The sequence below is a fragment of the Streptomyces sp. NPDC002577 genome (genome assembly GCF_053594815.1).
Window position 1 is genome coordinate 72,181 of record NZ_JBSFWK010000015.1, and the last position, 15,333, is coordinate 87,513.

16 protein-coding genes and 1 pseudogene are annotated in these 15,333 nt (G+C 70.7%); 5 read left to right on the plus strand and 12 right to left on the minus strand.

From position 1 onward, the window contains the following. Positions 1-63 precede the first annotated feature (63 nt). The 6 genes from rlmB to ACWD4J_RS20985 form a co-directional block, all read right to left on the minus strand. A complete protein-coding gene (gene rlmB, locus ACWD4J_RS20960) occupies positions 64-1,008 on the minus strand; it encodes a 23S rRNA (guanosine(2251)-2'-O)-methyltransferase RlmB (RefSeq protein ID WP_451396901.1) in 945 nt (314 codons plus the stop codon). A gap of 116 nt (positions 1,009-1,124) precedes the next feature. Beyond that, positions 1,125-2,525, minus strand: a complete 1,401-nt coding sequence (gene cysS, locus ACWD4J_RS20965) for a cysteine--tRNA ligase (protein ID WP_451396902.1) — start codon at positions 2,523-2,525, stop codon at positions 1,125-1,127. A gap of 102 nt (positions 2,526-2,627) precedes the next feature. After that, positions 2,628-3,032, minus strand: coding sequence for a PPOX class F420-dependent oxidoreductase (locus tag ACWD4J_RS20970; RefSeq protein ID WP_451396903.1), 405 nt, complete (start codon positions 3,030-3,032; stop codon positions 2,628-2,630). 311 nt (positions 3,033-3,343) lie between these two features. Further along, positions 3,344-3,868 carry a 2-C-methyl-D-erythritol 2,4-cyclodiphosphate synthase gene (ispF, locus tag ACWD4J_RS20975; protein WP_451396904.1) on the minus strand — a complete coding sequence of 175 codons (525 nt, stop codon included), beginning with the start codon at positions 3,866-3,868 and terminating at the stop codon, positions 3,344-3,346. Further along, positions 3,858-4,637: a 2-C-methyl-D-erythritol 4-phosphate cytidylyltransferase gene (ispD, locus tag ACWD4J_RS20980; protein WP_451396905.1), complete on the minus strand. Its 780-nt coding sequence runs from the start codon at positions 4,635-4,637 to the stop codon at positions 3,858-3,860. Before ispD ends, ispF begins: the two co-directional genes overlap by 11 nt. 328 nt (positions 4,638-4,965) lie before the next feature. Further along, on the minus strand, positions 4,966-5,448 hold the full coding sequence (locus ACWD4J_RS20985) for a CarD family transcriptional regulator (protein WP_003953493.1): 483 nt from the start codon (positions 5,446-5,448) through the stop codon (positions 4,966-4,968). 672 nt (positions 5,449-6,120) lie between these two features. On the opposite strand from ACWD4J_RS20985, the gene ACWD4J_RS20990 reads away from it, so the two are divergent. Then, on the plus strand, positions 6,121-6,813 hold the full coding sequence (locus tag ACWD4J_RS20990; protein WP_451396906.1) for a DUF461 domain-containing protein: 693 nt from the start codon (positions 6,121-6,123) through the stop codon (positions 6,811-6,813). Positions 6,814-6,888: 75 nt separating this feature from the next. On the opposite strand, the gene ACWD4J_RS20995 is transcribed toward ACWD4J_RS20990, so the two are convergent. Both ACWD4J_RS20995 and ACWD4J_RS21000 read right to left on the minus strand, forming a co-directional pair. After that, complete coding sequence (locus tag ACWD4J_RS20995) at positions 6,889-7,569, minus strand: response regulator transcription factor (RefSeq protein WP_009340348.1); 681 nt, start codon at positions 7,567-7,569, stop codon at positions 6,889-6,891. Then, complete coding sequence (locus tag ACWD4J_RS21000) at positions 7,566-8,840, minus strand: sensor histidine kinase (protein WP_451396907.1); 1,275 nt, start codon at positions 8,838-8,840, stop codon at positions 7,566-7,568. Before ACWD4J_RS21000 ends, ACWD4J_RS20995 begins: the two co-directional genes overlap by 4 nt. Before the next feature lie 213 nt (positions 8,841-9,053). Between ACWD4J_RS21000 and phoU the strand changes: the two genes are divergently transcribed. After that, the gene (gene phoU, locus ACWD4J_RS21005; protein WP_451396908.1) at positions 9,054-9,749 is read left to right on the plus strand and encodes a phosphate signaling complex protein PhoU; all 696 of its coding nucleotides are present in this window, start codon (positions 9,054-9,056) and stop codon (positions 9,747-9,749) included. Positions 9,750-9,910: 161 nt separating this feature from the next. On the opposite strand, the gene ACWD4J_RS21010 is transcribed toward phoU, so the two are convergent. Next, on the minus strand, positions 9,911-10,069 hold the full coding sequence (locus ACWD4J_RS21010) for a hypothetical protein (RefSeq protein ID WP_451396909.1): 159 nt from the start codon (positions 10,067-10,069) through the stop codon (positions 9,911-9,913). A gap of 313 nt (positions 10,070-10,382) precedes the next feature. Between ACWD4J_RS21010 and ACWD4J_RS21015 the strand changes: the two genes are divergently transcribed. Together ACWD4J_RS21015 and ACWD4J_RS21020 are read left to right on the plus strand one after the other, a co-directional pair. Next, a complete protein-coding gene (locus ACWD4J_RS21015; RefSeq protein ID WP_451396910.1) occupies positions 10,383-10,577 on the plus strand; it encodes a hypothetical protein in 195 nt (64 codons plus the stop codon). Positions 10,578-10,671: 94 nt separating this feature from the next. Further along, positions 10,672-10,818 (plus strand): annotated as a pseudogene (locus ACWD4J_RS21020) (site-specific integrase); the annotation flags it as partial. Between the two features lie 78 nt (positions 10,819-10,896). On the opposite strand, the gene ACWD4J_RS21025 reads toward ACWD4J_RS21020, so the two are convergent. Next, positions 10,897-11,658: a phosphoglyceromutase gene (locus tag ACWD4J_RS21025; RefSeq protein ID WP_451396911.1), complete on the minus strand. Its 762-nt coding sequence runs from the start codon at positions 11,656-11,658 to the stop codon at positions 10,897-10,899. A gap of 145 nt (positions 11,659-11,803) precedes the next feature. Here ACWD4J_RS21025 and ACWD4J_RS21030 point away from each other — a divergent pair, with 145 nt between their 5' ends. Further along, positions 11,804-13,090, plus strand: coding sequence for an MDR family MFS transporter (locus tag ACWD4J_RS21030; RefSeq protein WP_451396912.1), 1,287 nt, complete (start codon positions 11,804-11,806; stop codon positions 13,088-13,090). Positions 13,091-13,129: 39 nt separating this feature from the next. On the opposite strand, the gene ACWD4J_RS21035 is transcribed toward ACWD4J_RS21030, so the two are convergent. After that, positions 13,130-13,630: a YbjN domain-containing protein gene (locus ACWD4J_RS21035; RefSeq protein WP_451396913.1), complete on the minus strand. Its 501-nt coding sequence runs from the start codon at positions 13,628-13,630 to the stop codon at positions 13,130-13,132. After that, positions 13,623-14,969: a D-inositol-3-phosphate glycosyltransferase gene (mshA, locus tag ACWD4J_RS21040; protein WP_451396914.1), complete on the minus strand. Its 1,347-nt coding sequence runs from the start codon at positions 14,967-14,969 to the stop codon at positions 13,623-13,625. The genes ACWD4J_RS21035 and mshA overlap by 8 nt, the downstream gene beginning before the upstream one ends. Positions 14,970-15,333 lie beyond the last annotated feature (364 nt).

Sequence of the window (15,333 nt, forward strand, 5' to 3'; positions counted from 1 at the left end):
GTCGGCGCCGCGGACGGCGCGCCGGAGACGGCACGCCGAACGCCCGCACCCCCTGGTTGTGGCTCAGCCGCGGCGCCGCGCCGCCTCGTACAGCACCACGCCCGCCGCGACACCGGCGTTGAGCGACTCGGCACCGCCCGGCATGGGGATGCGCACCCGGAAGTCGCAGGTCTCCCCGACGAGCCGGGAGAGCCCCTTGCCCTCGCTGCCGACGACGATGACGACCGGGCCCCCGAGGGCCTCCAGTTCACCGATCTCGACGTCGCCGTCCGCGGCCAGACCGACGACCACGATGCCGGCCTTCTTGTACGCCTCCAGGGCGCGCGTCAGGTTCGTGGCGCGCGCGACCGGCGTGCGCGCGGCGGTGCCGGCGGACGTCTTCCAGGCGCCGGCGGTCATTCCGGCGGCCCGCCGCTCGGGTACGACGACGCCGTGGCCGCCGAACGCGGAGACGGACCGCACGACGGCACCGAGGTTGCGGGGGTCGGTCACGCCGTCGAGGGCGACGATCAGCGGGTCCTCGCCCTCGTCGTACGCGGCGCTCGCGAGGTCCTCGGGGTGCGCGTACTCGTACGGCGGGACCTGCAGGACGAGGCCCTGGTGGTTGAGGCCGTTCGTCATGCGGTCGAGCTCGGGGCGCGGGGCCTCCATGAGGTTGATGCCGCCGCGCTCGGCCGCGAGCTGGAGCGCCTCGCGCACCCGCTCGTCGTTGTCGATGAACTGCTGGACGTAGAGCGTGGATGCGGGCACGCCCTCGCGCAGCGCCTCGACGACGGGGTTGCGGCCGACGACGAGCTCGGACGGGGACTTGCCGCCCCGGCCGCGCGGCGGCGCCTGGCGGCCTGACGCGCGCCGGGACTTCGCCTGCGCGGCACGCTGCTTGGCGTGCCCCTTGCGCATCTCGGCGGGCGGCGTCGGGCCCTTGCCCTCGAGCCCGCGGCGTCGCTGGCCACCGCTGCCGACCTGCGCGCCCTTCTTGCCGGACATGCGACGGTTGTGAGCGGCCATGATCTACCTGTCTGCCTTTTGAGTCGGTGTCGTGAGTGCGTACGCCCTTGAGCGTGCGCAGCGTGTACGTCTACGAAGTGTGCCGCCCGTTCGGCCGGACGGCACATTCGCCCTGGTCAGCGCGGACCGAGCGACCAGCGCGGGCCCTGCGGGCTGTCCTCGATGACGAGGCCCGACTGGTTGAGCTGATCGCGGATGGCGTCCGCGGTGGGCCAGTCCTTGCGGACCCGGGCGGCCTCGCGCTGCTGGAGCACGAGGCTCACGAGGGTGTCGACGACGCCGTGCAGATCCTCGCTGCGATCGCTCTCGCCGGCCCAGTGGGGGTCGAGCGGGTCGAGGCCGAGGACGCCGAGCATGGCGCGGACCTCGGCGAGCCGGGCCACGGCGCCTTCCTTGTCGTCGGCGGCCAGCGCGCTGTTGCCCTGCCGGACGGTGGTGTGGACGACGGCGAGCGCCTGCGGGACGCCGAGGTCGTCGTCCATGGCCTGGGCGAAGGCGGGCGGCACCTCGGCGGCGGGCTCGACCGTGCCTCCGGCCTTCTCCACCACGCGCTGCATGAAGCCCTCGATCCGCGCGAACGCGGACTCGGCCTCGAGCAGGGCCTCCTCGCTGTACTCGATCATCGAGCGGTAGTGCGGGGTGCCCAGGTAGTAGCGGAGCACGATGGGACGCCAGCGCTTGACCATCTCGCTGACGAGCACGGAGTTGCCGAGCGACTTCGACATCTTCTCGCCGCTCATCGTCACCCAGGCGTTGTGCACCCAGTACTTGGCGAAGTCGTCGCCGTACGCCTTGGCCTGGGCGATCTCGTTCTCGTGGTGCGGGAAGATCAGGTCGATGCCGCCGCCGTGGATGTCGAAGACGGTGCCCAGGTACTTGTGGGCCATGACGGAGCACTCGAGGTGCCAGCCGGGGCGGCCGCGGCCCCACGGGGTCTCCCAGCTCGGCTCGCCGGGCTTGGCGGTCTTCCACAGCGCGAAGTCGCGCGCGTCCCGCTTGCCGGTCTCGCCCGCGCTCTCCGGCTGCTGGAGGTTCTCGAGCTCCTGGTTGGACAGCTCCAGGTAGCCCGGGAAGGACTTCACGTCGAAGTAGACGTTGCCCTCGGACTCGTAGGCGTGGCCGCGCTCGATGAGGCCGCGCATCATCTCGACCATCTCCGTGACATGGCCGGTGGCGCGGGGCTCGTACGTGGGCGGCAGGCAGCCGAGCGCGGTGAAGCCGTCGTTGAACGCGCGCTCGTTGTCGTAGCCGATGGACCACCAGGGGCGGTTCTGTTCGGCCGCCTTCTGGATGATCTTGTCGTCGATGTCGGTGACGTTCCGGATGAACGTCACCTCATAGCCGCGGTAGGCGAACCAGCGGCGCAGGATGTCGAAGTTGAGGCCGGACCGGATATGCCCGATGTGCGGGGCGGCCTGCACGGTAGGGCCACACAGGTAGATCGAGACACAACCCGGCACGAGCGGGGTGAAGTCACGGATCTGCCGGGCGCTGGTGTCGTACAGGCGAATAGTCACCGCTCCAGAGTAGTAGGCCCGGGCCAGTGCCCCGCGACACATGGGCCCCACGGGGCACTGATTCGTGACATCTCTCGACGACAGCGGGCGCCACCTGCGCTGTCAGATGCTTCCGACGATCTTGCGAGGGGTGATCCGTACGACGAGACGCTCGGCGTCCTGCGCGGCGGCCGGATTGAACTCCGCGTATTTCTTGCCCGTGTACTTCATCGACAGTTCGTCGATGAGTTCCTGCCCGCCCTCGGTGGTCATCTCGGCGGTGCCGCGGATCTCCGCGTAGGTGTACGGGGAGTCGGGGGGAACCACGACGACGCTGACGCGCGGGTCGTGCCGGAGGTTCTTCGGCTTGCGCCGGTCGACGGTGGTGGAGAACAGCACGTCGTCGCCGTCCCGCTTCACCCAGACCGGCGACGCGTGCGGAGTGCCGTCGGGCTGGACGGTGGCCACGACGACGAAGACCGGGCTGTCGAGAAGCGCCTTGAGTTTGTCGGGCAGTTCGACGGGCATGGTGGCCTCTCTGTTGGTTGACGGCTGTACGGGTTCGTACGAGTACCCGATACTCCGCCTCCGCACCGCCGCGGCCCGGCATTGCTCCCTCCGGCGTACGCGTCGCCCCTGCGGGAGGCCGGACCACGATGAACGGCACCCGCCGTCGTGGGTTGTGCCCACCCTCCCCCAGCTACCGCTGGGAGGTGCCCCCAGCCCCGCGGAACGATTGCCCACAACGGTAGGGCGTGCCGTACCGGCCGCCGGCCCGCAGGCGCCCTGCGGCCGACCCACCCACCGGCAGGTGGCGAACCACCCACCGCCGGGGGGCGTCAGGTCCGCCGGAAGACCAGCGCCGTGGCGATCGCCGCGAGCCCCTCGCCGCGACCCGTCAGCCCGAGCCCGTCCGTCGTCGTGCCGGAGACGGCGACGGGCGCCCCGGCCGCCTCGCTCAGAGCCTTCTGCGCCTCGTCCCGCCGCTTGCCGATCTTCGGCCGTACGCCGATGACCTGGACGGCGATGTTCCCGATCTCGAACCCTTCGGCCCGTACGATCCGCGCGGCCTCGGCGAGCAGGGTGACCCCGGAGGCGCCGGCCCACTCGGGCCGCGACGTACCGAAGTGGGCGCCGAGGTCGCCGACGCCCGCCGCGGAGAACAGGGCGTCGCAGGCGGCGTGCGCGGCGACGTCGCCGTCGGAGTGCCCCGCGAGCCCGTACCCGTGGCTGTCCGGCTCCTCCCAGAGCAGCCCCGCGCACCACAGCTCACGCCCCTTCTCGAAGGCGTGCACGTCGGTGCCGATGCCGACCCGCGGCAGCGGAATCCCGGAAACGGCGTAAACAGAGGTCTCAGAAGCCATCGGTGGCCCTCCTGCGCGCCAGGACCGCCTCGGCGAGGACCAGGTCCAGTGGACGGGTGACCTTGAAGGCCTCCTCGTGTCCGGGCACGACCACCACGGGCTCACCGAGCTGTTCCACCATGCCGGCATCGTCGGTCGCGCCCTCGCCGCTGAGCGCGACGGTCTCGTGGGCGCGTACGAGGGTGGCGAGGTCGAAGCCCTGCGGGGTCTGCACGGCGCGCAGCCTGGCCCGGTCGGGCGTGGCCACGACAGGTTCGGGCTCGCCCTTCTCACGCGGCTCGACCTGCTTGACGGTGTCGGCGAGGGGCAGCGCGGGGACGACGGCGGGGGCTCCGCCTCGTACGGCTTCGATGACCGCGTCGACCGTGTCCACGGGCACGAGCGGGCGGGCCGCGTCGTGCACGAGCACGATGTCGATGCCGGGGGGCAGCGCGTCGAGGCCGAGCTTCACGGACTCCTGGCGGGTGTCGCCGCCGGTGACGACGAGGAAGTCCGTCCGGTCCGGCAGCGCGTGCGAGGCGAGCAGGCTCTTGACCTCGGCGGCGCCGTCGGGCGGGGCGACGACGACGACGAGCGACACGGCGCGCGACGCGGCCATGGCGCGCACGGCGTGGATGAGCATGGGCGTGCCGCCCAGGGCGCGCAGCGCCTTGGGGGCACCGGGCCCGAGGCGCACTCCGCGGCCGGCGGCGGGAATCACGGCGGCGGTGCGGGACTGACCGGGGGTGCGGGACTGACCGCCCGTGGGCGGCCGCGAAACGTCAGACATCGGTTCCGTTCAGGTTTGTGTGCTCGGCCGACTTGGGTATGGCCACTGCGGGTGCCCCCGGCCGAAGGCTGGGAGAGTGCCGGGCACGACGCCTTGACCGGACCCTTCCGTGACATCTGGTCGAGGCGGCTTCCCGGGCCCGGCACGGCTCGCATCCCGAGCCGTAGGAGCCGCTGTCGGTTCGAGTGCCGAATCGATGCGCGTCGGGTCTCGGGATTCGGAAGAACCAAGAAGACATGCCGCAGCGCCCGGCGACCTTCAGGGTCAGCGGGCACCGCGGCATTTCACTGCGCCGGACAGGGCGTCGGAGCAACGTGCGCCAGGACGCTCAGGACGCGAGAACCTCGTCGAGCAGAGCCTCAGCCTTGTCCTCGTTCGTGTTCTCCGCGAGGGCGAGCTCACTCACCAGGATCTGCCGGGCCTTGGCGAGCATGCGCTTCTCACCGGCGGAGAGTCCACGCTCACGCTCGCGACGCCACAGGTCGCGCACCACTTCGGCGACCTTGATGACATCGCCCGAGGCGAGCTTCTCGAGATTTGCCTTGTAGCGACGGGACCAGTTCGTGGGCTCCTCGGCATACGGCGCGCGCAGCACCTCGAAGACCCGGTCCAGCCCGTCCTGACCGACCACATCACGCACGCCGACGAACTCCGCATTGTCCGCTGGCACACGCACCGTCAGGTCGCCCTGGGCGACCTTCAGCACCAAGTAGGTCTTGTCCACGCCTTTGATCTGGCGAGTTTCGATGGCCTCGATCAGCGCGGCCCCGTGATGGGGATAGACCACGGTGTCGCCAACCTTGAACGTCATGTGACAGGTACCCCTTCCGTGGCTATCCAGGGTAACACGAGAACCGCCGGTTCTGAATGGCGTTTTCGCAGGTCAGGGCATATCTCGGGGCTTGACAACAACAACGTGAACGTGCTGCGGAGCCCTACCGGAGGCGGGTATTCGCAGGTCGGAGGCGCTGTTCGGCCGGAGTGAAACGCGCACGTTACACGCGTCCGGCGCCCTCCCCAAGTGGCCGAACGTCCCGTTTTGCCGGATTCTCAGAGGTTGACTTCCGCTACTCCGTTCGGTGACTGAGGCCACGTGCGACTCGAATCCGGAATTGATCACACGGCCTGGTGATCAATTCTCCGGACCGCCATGCATTCCTTACCGGAAATCCGCATAGCGGGTGTCGGCAGTACAGGCAGTACAGATGGCTCTGACTGGGCTAACCGACTGCGCTTATGTGAATGCTGAACCGTATGAGAGCGATGAGGCCGAGAAGGGCAGAGTGGCTCACGCGAGTCGAGTGACAGGCCTCGAGTGACAGACGTGGCTTGTGGTGTCGCAAAGCCTGCCGGTGGTGTAAGGGCGGGTCGGGTGCGGCGGCGCGAGAGGGGCTCGGTAATCTGAGCCCGCTGACCAACCCTTAGGGCGGCTTTACGGCCGCCCGCACCGTCGTACCAGCCACGTCCAAGGAGTTGCCGCGCCGTGAGCCTCCCCCTCACTCCGTCCGGGGGTACCCCCAGCCTTCGTCGCGGTGTCCTCACCGCCGCTGCCGTCGTGTTGTCGATCGGCGCCCTCTCCGCCTGCGCCGCCGGCAACAACGCGCAGACGCTGGGGGTCAAGCCGGACAACGCCGCGACCGCCGTCGGTGACATCAAGGTCCAGAACGCCACGATCATCACGCAGCCGGATCTGCAGTCGACCGGCCCGGCCGTGGTCACCGGCACCCTCTTCAACAACGGCACGACGGCCCAGACGCTTGAGTCGATCACGGTCGTCGGGACCAGCAAGAAGGCCGAGATCAAGCCCGCCAAGGGCTCGGGGCCGCTCACCATCCCGGCCGGCGGCTCCGTCATCCTCGGCGGCAAGGGCAACGCCTCCGCCGTCCTACCGAGCAGCCGTGAGGCCGTCCAGGACGGCAACGCACAGCAGGTGACCTTCACCTTCAGCGAGACCGGCGACGTCAAGCTGCGGGCGTTCGTCGTGCCCGCCGAGCACTACTTCACCGGGTGGGGCCCGAGCAACATCCCGACGCCCTCGGCCTCGGCGACGAAGTCGGCCTCCCCGGCGGCCGGTGCGAGCGCCTCCGCCGCGGGCGAGGCGGGCTCGGGTGCGGAGGCCGGTTCCGGCGCCACGGACAAGGCGTCGTCGAGCGCCTCGCAGTCCTCCGGCCACTGACGTACGACGCGAGGGGCGCCCCGGAAGATTCCGGGGCGCCCCTCGCGTATTGCGTCACATATACGAAGCCGGGGCCTACGGCTCGAACTTGTAGCCGAGACCGCGCACCGTCACCAGGTACCGCGGCGCCCCCGGGTCCGGCTCGATCTTCGCGCGCAGGCGCTTGACGTGGACGTCAAGGGTCTTGGTGTCGCCCACGTAGTCGGCGCCCCAGACGCGGTCGATGAGCTGCATGCGCGTAAGGACGCGGCCCGCGTTGCGCAGGAGCATCTCGAGCAGGTCGAACTCCTTGAGCGGGAGGTCGACCTTGGAGCCGGAGACGGTGACCACGTGGCGGTCGACGTCCATGCGGACCGGGCCCGCCTCCAGGGCGGCCGGGGTGACCTCCTCGGGCTCTCCGCGGCGGCGCAGGACGGCCCGGATACGGGCGACCAGCTCGCGCGAGGAGAAGGGCTTGGTGACGTAGTCGTCGGCTCCTATCTCGAGCCCGACCACCTTGTCGATCTCGCTGTCCTTGGCGGTCACCATGATCACCGGGACGTTGGAGCGGCCGCGCAGCTGGCGGCAGACCTCCGTGCCGGGCAGGCCCGGCAGCATCAGGTCGAGCAGGACGAGGTCGGCGCCGTTGCGCTCGAACTCGTCGAGTCCATCGGGCCCGGTGGTCGCGATGGCGACCTCGAAGCCCTCCTTGCGGAGCATGTACGACAGGGCGTCGGAGAAGGATTCCTCGTCCTCGACGACGAGCACTCGGGTCACGGAAGGACCTCCGGGGCAGAAAGCGGTTCGTGTGCGTACGGGGATGAGATGGCGGTCTCGGCGGGCTGCCCGTTCTCGTCCTCGTCGTCGAGGCCGGGCCGGTGGCTCGAGCGGTCACGGGCGGAGCCCGCCTCCGGAAGCCGCAGGGTGAACGTGGAGCCCTGTCCCTCGGAGCTCCACACCGTGACCTCCCCGCCGTGCGAGGCGGCCACGTGCTTGACGATGGCCAGGCCCAGGCCCGTGCCGCCCGTGGCACGGGAGCGGGCCGGGTCGACGCGGTAGAAGCGCTCGAAGATGCGCTCCTTGTCCTTGTCGGAGATGCCGATTCCCTGGTCGGTGACGGAGAGCTCGATGAGGTCCCCGCCGGGCGCGGTCACCCGGCGGGCGGCGATGCCCACGCGGGTACGGGCCGGGCTGTAGTTCACGGCGTTCTCGACGAGGTTGCCGAGCGCCGCGGCGAGCTGACTGCGGTTGCCCCACACGTATACGTCGGCGGTGCCTCCCGAAGCCATGGTGATCTGCTTGGTGCCCGCCTGGTGGCGGCAGCGGTCCATGGCCTCGGCGACGAGCACGTCGACGCGTACGGGTTCGGCGTCCTCCAGCGGGTCGTCGTTCTGTACCCGGGAGAGGTCGATGAGCTCCTGCACGAGGTTGGTCAGCCGGGTGGCCTCCACCTGCATGCGCCCGGCGAACCGTTCCACCGCCTCCGGGTCGTCCGACGCGTCCATGACGGCTTCGGAGAGCAGGGAGAGCGCGCCGGTCGGGGTCTTGAGCTCGTGGCTGACGTTGGCGACGAAGTCACGGCGTACCGCCTCGATGCGCCGGGCCTCGGTGAGGTCCTCGACCAGCAGCAGCACCAGGCGCGAGCCGAGCGGGGCCACGCGGGCTGAGACGGCGAGGGCCTCGCCGCGGCCGGTGCCGCGCCGGGGCAGGTCGAGCTCGACCTGCCGTATCTCGCCGTCGCGCCGGGTGTCGCGGGCCATCTGCAGCATCGGCTCGACGGCCAGCTTCCCGCCGCGTACCAGGCCGAGGGCGTACGCGGCGGAGCTGGCCTTGACCACGCTGTCCGCCTCGTCGAGGACGACGGCGGACGAGCGGAGGACGGACAGCACCGTGTCGACGCCCGGTGGCAGTACGGGATCGGTGTGCAGGGAGGTGCGAGTGGGACGCTTCTGCTCGCGCTCGCTCCAGCGGAACGCCAGCATGGCGATGACACCGGTGCACACGCCGGCGATCGCTGCCGCTGCGGCAACCGCCGCGTTCACGTCCATGTCTCCAGGTTATGCGGGCCACGACCTCGGCCCACAGCCATCGGAGCGACAGCTCGAACACTCGTCGCCCAGAGTTCACCGAGGAGACAGGGATGGTTCATTTGGTCTGCCGGAAACGGACGCGTACAGCCCGGAACGTGGCAGCGTGGGGTTCACCAGCCCCCGACCCCGGAGCCCCGGAGCCCCGACGAAGACGGAGAGAGGGACACCCACATGCGGGACGCGTACCACGAGGAACTTGACTCGATCGGCGAGGGCCTGGTCGAGATGGCCCGCCTGGTCGGGTCGGCGATCGGGCGCGCCACCACGGCCATTCTCGACGCCGACCTGAAGCTGGCGGAGAGCGTGATCGCCGCGGACCAGAAGGTCGACGATCTGCAGCACGACCTGGAGGGCCGGGCCATAGCCCTGCTCGCCCGTCAGCAGCCGGTCGCGACGGACCTGCGGATCGTCGTCACCTCGCTCCGTATGAGCGCGGACCTGGAGCGCTCGGGCGACCTGGCCCAGCACGTCGCCAAGCTGGCCCGTCTGCGCTTCCCGGAGCGTGCGGTCCCGAACGACATCCACGCCACCATCCTGGAGATGGGCCAGCTCGCGCAGCGCCTGATGGCGAAGGCCGCCGAGGTCGTCATCACCAAGGACGTCGACCTGGCGATGCAGCTGGAGACGGACGACGACGAGATGGACCTGCTGCACCGCACGCTCTTCCAGCACCTGATGGACGAGCGCTGGAAGCACGGCATCGAGACGGCGGTCGACGTGACGCTGCTCGGCCGCTACTACGAGCGCTTCGCTGACCACGCCGTGTCGGTCGCGAAGCGGGTCGTGTACCTGGTGACGGGCGAGCACGCGGACGAGCTCCAGGCCGCGACGGGCCCGGTGGAGACCGGTGTGGTGGAAGGCGTCTGACCCCCTCCGGACAAACGGCGGCGCCCCACGGGACGCGTACTCGTTCAGTACGTCCCGTGGGGCGCCGGCGTCTGCACCCTGTCTCCGGGCCGCCCGGAGACGCCGGTCGGCTCACCCCGGTCCAGGACCGTGGTACGACCCGTCGTGTCGCGGTCGCCGTCTCACCCGCCGCAGCGGCACGGCGCGCCGGACTGGCAGCCGCAACCGCAGCCCGCGCCGCAGCCACAGGCGCCGATCAGCACGAGCTTCGGCAGATCGGGCACCGAGGGCATCTCGGCGGACGGCTCGGGCGTGTAGTCGGTCTTGGGGGACTCGGCCATGGGGCTCCCTCCTCGAAGGCGCACGTGCGTACGGGCGTACGGCCTCAGGACGTCGCCTCCTAGCCCATTGCACGCCTACCGGGGCAGGCGCATCAACGGCGCACACGCGCGCCCACCCACCACCGCGCACACAACGGCGCGCCCCGCGGGCTCGCGCACAGCACACGCGCCGTCCGGCCACCCTCCGCTACTAACCCGACCCCGCACCCGACAGCACTGTCACCCGAATGGCCCAACATGACGTGCCACCCACACGAGTGAAGATCAAGCTGACTAGTGCCCCAATCGAGGCAATCCGTGAAAGGGGAACCGAATGCGCATTCGACGAATCCTCGCCGCCGTCATCGCCACGGCAGCCCTCGCCGGACTCGGCCTCACAGGCGCCGCCACCGCACAGGGTGCCCCATCCTACGTCACCCCTTCTGAGTGCAAGCAGGGCGGCGGAACGGCCGATCTGACGGACAACGTCTGCAAGGGCGGTACGCACGACGGGGAGAAGATCGACTAAACCCCCGCAAGGCGCCCCGCAGCCACGCGCCGCGGGGCGCTCCCGCGCGAGCGTAGGAGTTCGCGGAGGCATGGCCCTCTGCCCGATCCCGTGAGAGAGCATCAAGGCCGTCAGCGAGTACCTGGGGCACTCCGACCCGGGGCTGACGCTCAAGGTGTACGCGCACCTCATGCCCAGCAGCCGGGACCGCGCCCGGAAGGCCATCGGGCGCGCGCTCCGACCGCAGGACCCGGGGCACTGAGGGCCCACAGTGGGCCCAGGCCGTGAGAATGCCCCCGCACCGCGCCGTATGCGCAGGTCGGGGGCATGATCACCAAACCTACTTCTTCTTGCCCTGGTTCTTGACCGCCTCGATCGCGGCGGCCGCCGCCTCCGGGTCGAGGTAGGTGCCGCCGGGGTTGAGCGGCTTGAAGTCGGCGTCGAGCTCGTAGGAGAGCGGGATGCCGGTGGGGATGTTCAGGCCCGCGATGTCCGCGTCGGAGATGCCGTCGAGGTGCTTGACCAGGGCGCGGAGGCTGTTGCCGTGGGCGGCGACCAGGACCGTGCGGCCGGCCAGGAGGTCGGGGACGATGCCGTCGTACCAGTACGGCAGCATGCGGATGACGACGTCCTTGAGGCACTCGGTGCGCGGGCGCAGCTCCGGCGGGATGGAGGCGTAGCGCGCGTCGTCGGCCTGCGAGAACTCGTTGTCGTCAGCGAGCGGCGGCGGCGGGGTGTCGTAGGAGCGGCGCCACAGCATGAACTGCTCCTCGCCGAACTCGGCGAGGGTCGCCGCCTTGTCCTTGCCCTGCAGGGCGCCGTAGTGGCGCTCGTTCAGGCGCCAGCTGCGGTGGACGGGGATCCAGTGGCGGTCGGCGGCCTCGAGCGCCAGCTGCGCGGTGCGGATCGCGCGCTTCTGGAGCGAGGTGTGGACCACGTCGGGCAGCAGGCCGGCGTCCTTGATCAGCTCACCGCCGCGGACTGCCTCCTTCTCGCCCTTCTCGTTGAGGTTGACGTCCACCCAGCCGGTGAACAGGTTCTTCGCGTTCCATTCGCTCTCGCCGTGGCGGAGGAGGATCAGCTTGTACGGTGCGTCGGCCATGCCCCTGAGCGTAATCGACACGGCTGTCCTGTTCGATCGGTGTCTCGATTGACGGCTGCCGTCAATTCGATGGCGATCGAGAGCCATTGCTTTGTAAGTTGCGTCAAGCGCCGCTGCTACTTACATCACCATCAGGGGGACGCCCATGCCAGCCGCCGGAGCCGCCACCGGACTCGCCGCACTGAGACGGGCCGCGAGGGACAGCGTGGCCGGGCTTCCCCGCGCCTTCTGGTGGCTGTGGACCAGCACGCTGATCAACCGGCTCGGGGCGTTCGTCGCCACCTTCATGGCGCTCTACCTCACGCTCGACCGCGGGTACTCCGCCTCGTACGCGGGGCTCGTCGCCTCGCTGCACGGGCTCGGCGGTGTGATCTCCTCGCTGGGTGCGGGCGTGATGACGGACCGGCTGGGGCGGCGGCCCACCCTGCTCATCGCCCAGACGTCGACGGCCCTCAGCGTCGCGCTGCTCGGTTTCATGCGCGATCCCGTGGCGATCGCGGCCGTCGCCTTCCTCGTCGGCATGGCGTCGAACGCCTCACGGCCCGCCGTGCAGGCGATGATGGCGGACATCGTGCGGCCCGAGGACCGGGTGCGCGCCTTCTCGCTCAACTACTGGGCGATCAACCTGGGGTTCGCCGTCTCGTCGATGGGCGCCGGATTCATCGCGCAGTTCAGCTACCTCGCCGGCTTCCTGGTCGAGGCCGGGATGACGCTGGTGTGCGCGATCGTCGTCTTCGCCAAGCTGCCGGAGTCGAGGCCGGAGCGGACGGCCGCGCAGAAGGCGGACGAGCCCGAGGTGGGGCTCCGCACGGTGCTGCGCGACGGCCGGTTCATGGGCGTCGTGGGGCTGTCCTTCCTCATCGCGCTGATCTTCCAGCAGGGTTCGGTGGGACTTCCGGTCGCGATGGGCGGGGCGGGGTTCACCCCGGCGGACTACGGCATGGCGATCGCGGCCAACGGCGTGCTGATCGTCGCCCTGCAGATCCCGGTCACCCGCTTCATCGAACATCGCGACCCGCAGCGTCTGTTGGTCCTCTCGTCCCTCGTCGCGGGCTACGGCTTCGGGCTCACCGCGTTCGCGGGGTCGGTCGGCGTCTTCGCCCTGACGGTGTGCGTGTGGACGCTGGCCGAGATCGTCAACGCGCCCACGCAGACCGGGCTTGTGGTCCGGCTGTCCCCGGTGCACGGCCGCGGCCGCTACCAGGGCATGTACACGCTGTCCTGGTCGGTGGCGGGCCTGGTGGCCCCGCTGATGTCCGGCTTCGTGATCGACCGGTTCGGTGCGGAGTGGCTGTGGGGCTCCTGCGCGGTGATCGGCACGGCGGCGGCGGTCGGGTACTGGGTGCTGATGCGGGGGCTGCCGGCCGAAGACCGGCCGACCGCGGTGGACGCGCCGGGAGCGCAGGAGAAGCCCGAGGTCAGCGCCGCCTGAACACCGGACGGAGACGCGCTCAGTCCCCCGGGCGCGGGCTCAGTCCGCCGGACGCTGCGTCAGGTGCGCGAACGCGTCGAGGTTCCGAGTCGACTCGCCGCGCGACACCCGCCACGCGTACTCCTTGCGGATCGCCGACGCGAAACCGAGCTCCAGGAGCGTGTTGAAGCTGCCGTCGGCGGCCTCCAGGACCGAGCCGAGGAGCCGGTCCACCTCCTCGGGCGTGACGGCGGCCAGCGGCAGCTTGCCGGTGAGGTAGATGTCGCCGAGCGGGTCGACGGCGTAACTCACGCCGTAGAGCTTGAGGTTGCGCTCGAGGAGCCAGCGGTGCACCCCGGCCTCGTTCTCGTCGGGATGCCGGATCACGAACGCGTTCAGCGAGAGCGAGTGCCTGCCGACGAGCAGCGAGACAGTCGTCGACAATTTGCGCGTACCGGGCAGTTTGGCCACGTACGAACCGGGTTCGGGGCTTTCCCACTCGAGCTCTGCGTCCTTGAGCGCGGACTCGATGACCTGCGCCGCCTGCCGTACGTCAGCCATGGAGCGAGCGTACGCGACGGCGGTGGTCGTACAGCGCAGCGGTGTAGACGTCCGCCGTGGCCGACGCCGCCACGTCCCAGCCGAAGGACTCGGCGTGCCGGGCCGCTGCCGCGCCCATCCGGGCCGAGAGCCCCGGTTCGTCGGCGAAGTCGCGCAGCACGCGCGCGTAGGCGGCCGGTTCGTGGCCGTCCACGAGGTATCCGGTCACCCCGTCGCGTACGGCCACCGGCAGCCCGCCGACCGCGGCGGCGAGGACGGGCGTGCCGGTCGCCTCGGCCTCGATCGCCACGAGGCCGAACGATTCGCTGTGGGACGGCATGACGAGCAGCGACGCGGCCCGGAACCAGTCCGCGAGCTGGTCCTGGACGACCGGCGGCCGGAAGCGCACGACGTCCGCGATGCCCAGCCGCGCGGCGAGCTTCTGCAGCCGCTCGGGCTTGGCGAGCCCGGTGCCGCTGGGACCGCCCACCACCGGCACGACGATCCGCGAGCGCAGTTCGGGCCGCTCGTCGAGCAGCACGGCGACGGCGCGCAGCAGCACGTCGGGCGCCTTGAGGGGCTGTATGCGGCCCGCGAAGAGCGGGATCAGGGCGTCCTGCGGCAGGCCGAGGCGCGCACGGGCGGCGGCGCGTCCGTCGGCCGGCCGGAAGACGTCGAGGTTCACGCCCGGGTGGACGACGGCGACCTTGCCGAGATCCGCTTCGTAGTGGCGTACGAGCTCCTCGGCCTCCCCCGCCGTGTTCGCGATCAGGCGGTCCGCGGCGCGTACGACCTGGGTCTCGCCGATCACGCGGGCGGCCGGTTCCGGGGTGTCGCCCTCGGCGAGCGAGGCGTTCTTGACCTTCGCCATGGTGTGCATGGCGTGCACCAGCGGGACACCCCAGCGCTCGGCGGCCAGCCAGCCCACGTGGCCGCTGAGCCAGTAGTGCGAGTGCACGAGGTCGTAGTAGCCGGGGCGGTGTCCGGCCCAGGCCTGCATCACGCCGTGGGTGAAGGCGCACAGCTGCGCCGGCAGCTCCTCCTTGGCGAGGCCCTCGTAGGGACCCGCGTCCACGTGCCGTACGAGGACGCCGGGCGCCAGCTCGACGGTGGGCGGGAGCCCGCCCGTCGTGGCGCGCGTGAAGATCTCCACCTCGATGTTGATCGCGGCCAGCCGCCTGGCGAGCTCCACGATGTAGACGTTCATGCCGCCGGCGTCGCCCGTGCCGGGCTGGTGCAGCGGGGAGGTGTGCACGCTGAGCATGGCGACCCGCCGCGGGCGCCGATGTGTGCCGGGCAGCCGGAGCCGGGAGGGAGCCGCCGGGGAGCGGCGCCCGAACCTGGTCACGTACTGGCTCACGTGGCGGTCCTCCTTGCTGCGGGCGAGGCAGCTCGACAAACGGGCAAATGCGGGCACAACTATGCGGAGGACGTGCTACGGCCTCCAAGAGCCGCAACACCGGAGGGGCCTCATCCCATTCCTCATTGCCGAAAGTGAGTCGTGGCGGCTCGAACGCGACCCCGTGGCCGCTCGAACGTGACCTTCTTCGCGGGCTCGGGTGCGGCCCGAGCGCCGGTGAGACGGGTCACACGCACGTGCTGCGCCCGGGCGGCCGTGGAATGCCATCGGCGCAGGTCACGCGGGCGGAAGCGGCTTCGGCATCGTGTGTCGGCGGGAGGGCCTCCGCCCCATACCCTCGTACGCATGGCTTCCCGCACGCCGC

Coding starts and splice junctions, on each gene's coding strand:
- rlmB (WP_451396901.1), bottom strand. CDS start 1,008: ATGGCCGCTCACAACCGTCGCATGTCCGGCAAGAAGGGCGCGCAGGTC.
- ACWD4J_RS20970 (WP_451396903.1), bottom strand. CDS start 3,032: ATGCCCGTCGAACTGCCCGACAAACTCAAGGCGCTTCTCGACAGCCCG.
- ispF (WP_451396904.1), bottom strand. CDS start 3,868: ATGGCTTCTGAGACCTCTGTTTACGCCGTTTCCGGGATTCCGCTGCCG.
- ispD (WP_451396905.1), bottom strand. CDS start 4,637: ATGTCTGACGTTTCGCGGCCGCCCACGGGCGGTCAGTCCCGCACCCCC.
- ACWD4J_RS20985 (WP_003953493.1), bottom strand. CDS start 5,448: ATGACGTTCAAGGTTGGCGACACCGTGGTCTATCCCCATCACGGGGCC.
- ACWD4J_RS21000 (WP_451396907.1), bottom strand. CDS start 8,840: ATGGACGTGAACGCGGCGGTTGCCGCAGCGGCAGCGATCGCCGGCGTG.
- phoU (WP_451396908.1), top strand. CDS start 9,054: ATGCGGGACGCGTACCACGAGGAACTTGACTCGATCGGCGAGGGCCTG.
- ACWD4J_RS21010 (WP_451396909.1), bottom strand. CDS start 10,069: ATGGCCGAGTCCCCCAAGACCGACTACACGCCCGAGCCGTCCGCCGAG.
- ACWD4J_RS21015 (WP_451396910.1), top strand. CDS start 10,383: ATGCGCATTCGACGAATCCTCGCCGCCGTCATCGCCACGGCAGCCCTC.
- ACWD4J_RS21025 (WP_451396911.1), bottom strand. CDS start 11,658: ATGGCCGACGCACCGTACAAGCTGATCCTCCTCCGCCACGGCGAGAGC.
- ACWD4J_RS21030 (WP_451396912.1), top strand. CDS start 11,804: ATGCCAGCCGCCGGAGCCGCCACCGGACTCGCCGCACTGAGACGGGCC.
- ACWD4J_RS21035 (WP_451396913.1), bottom strand. CDS start 13,630: ATGGCTGACGTACGGCAGGCGGCGCAGGTCATCGAGTCCGCGCTCAAG.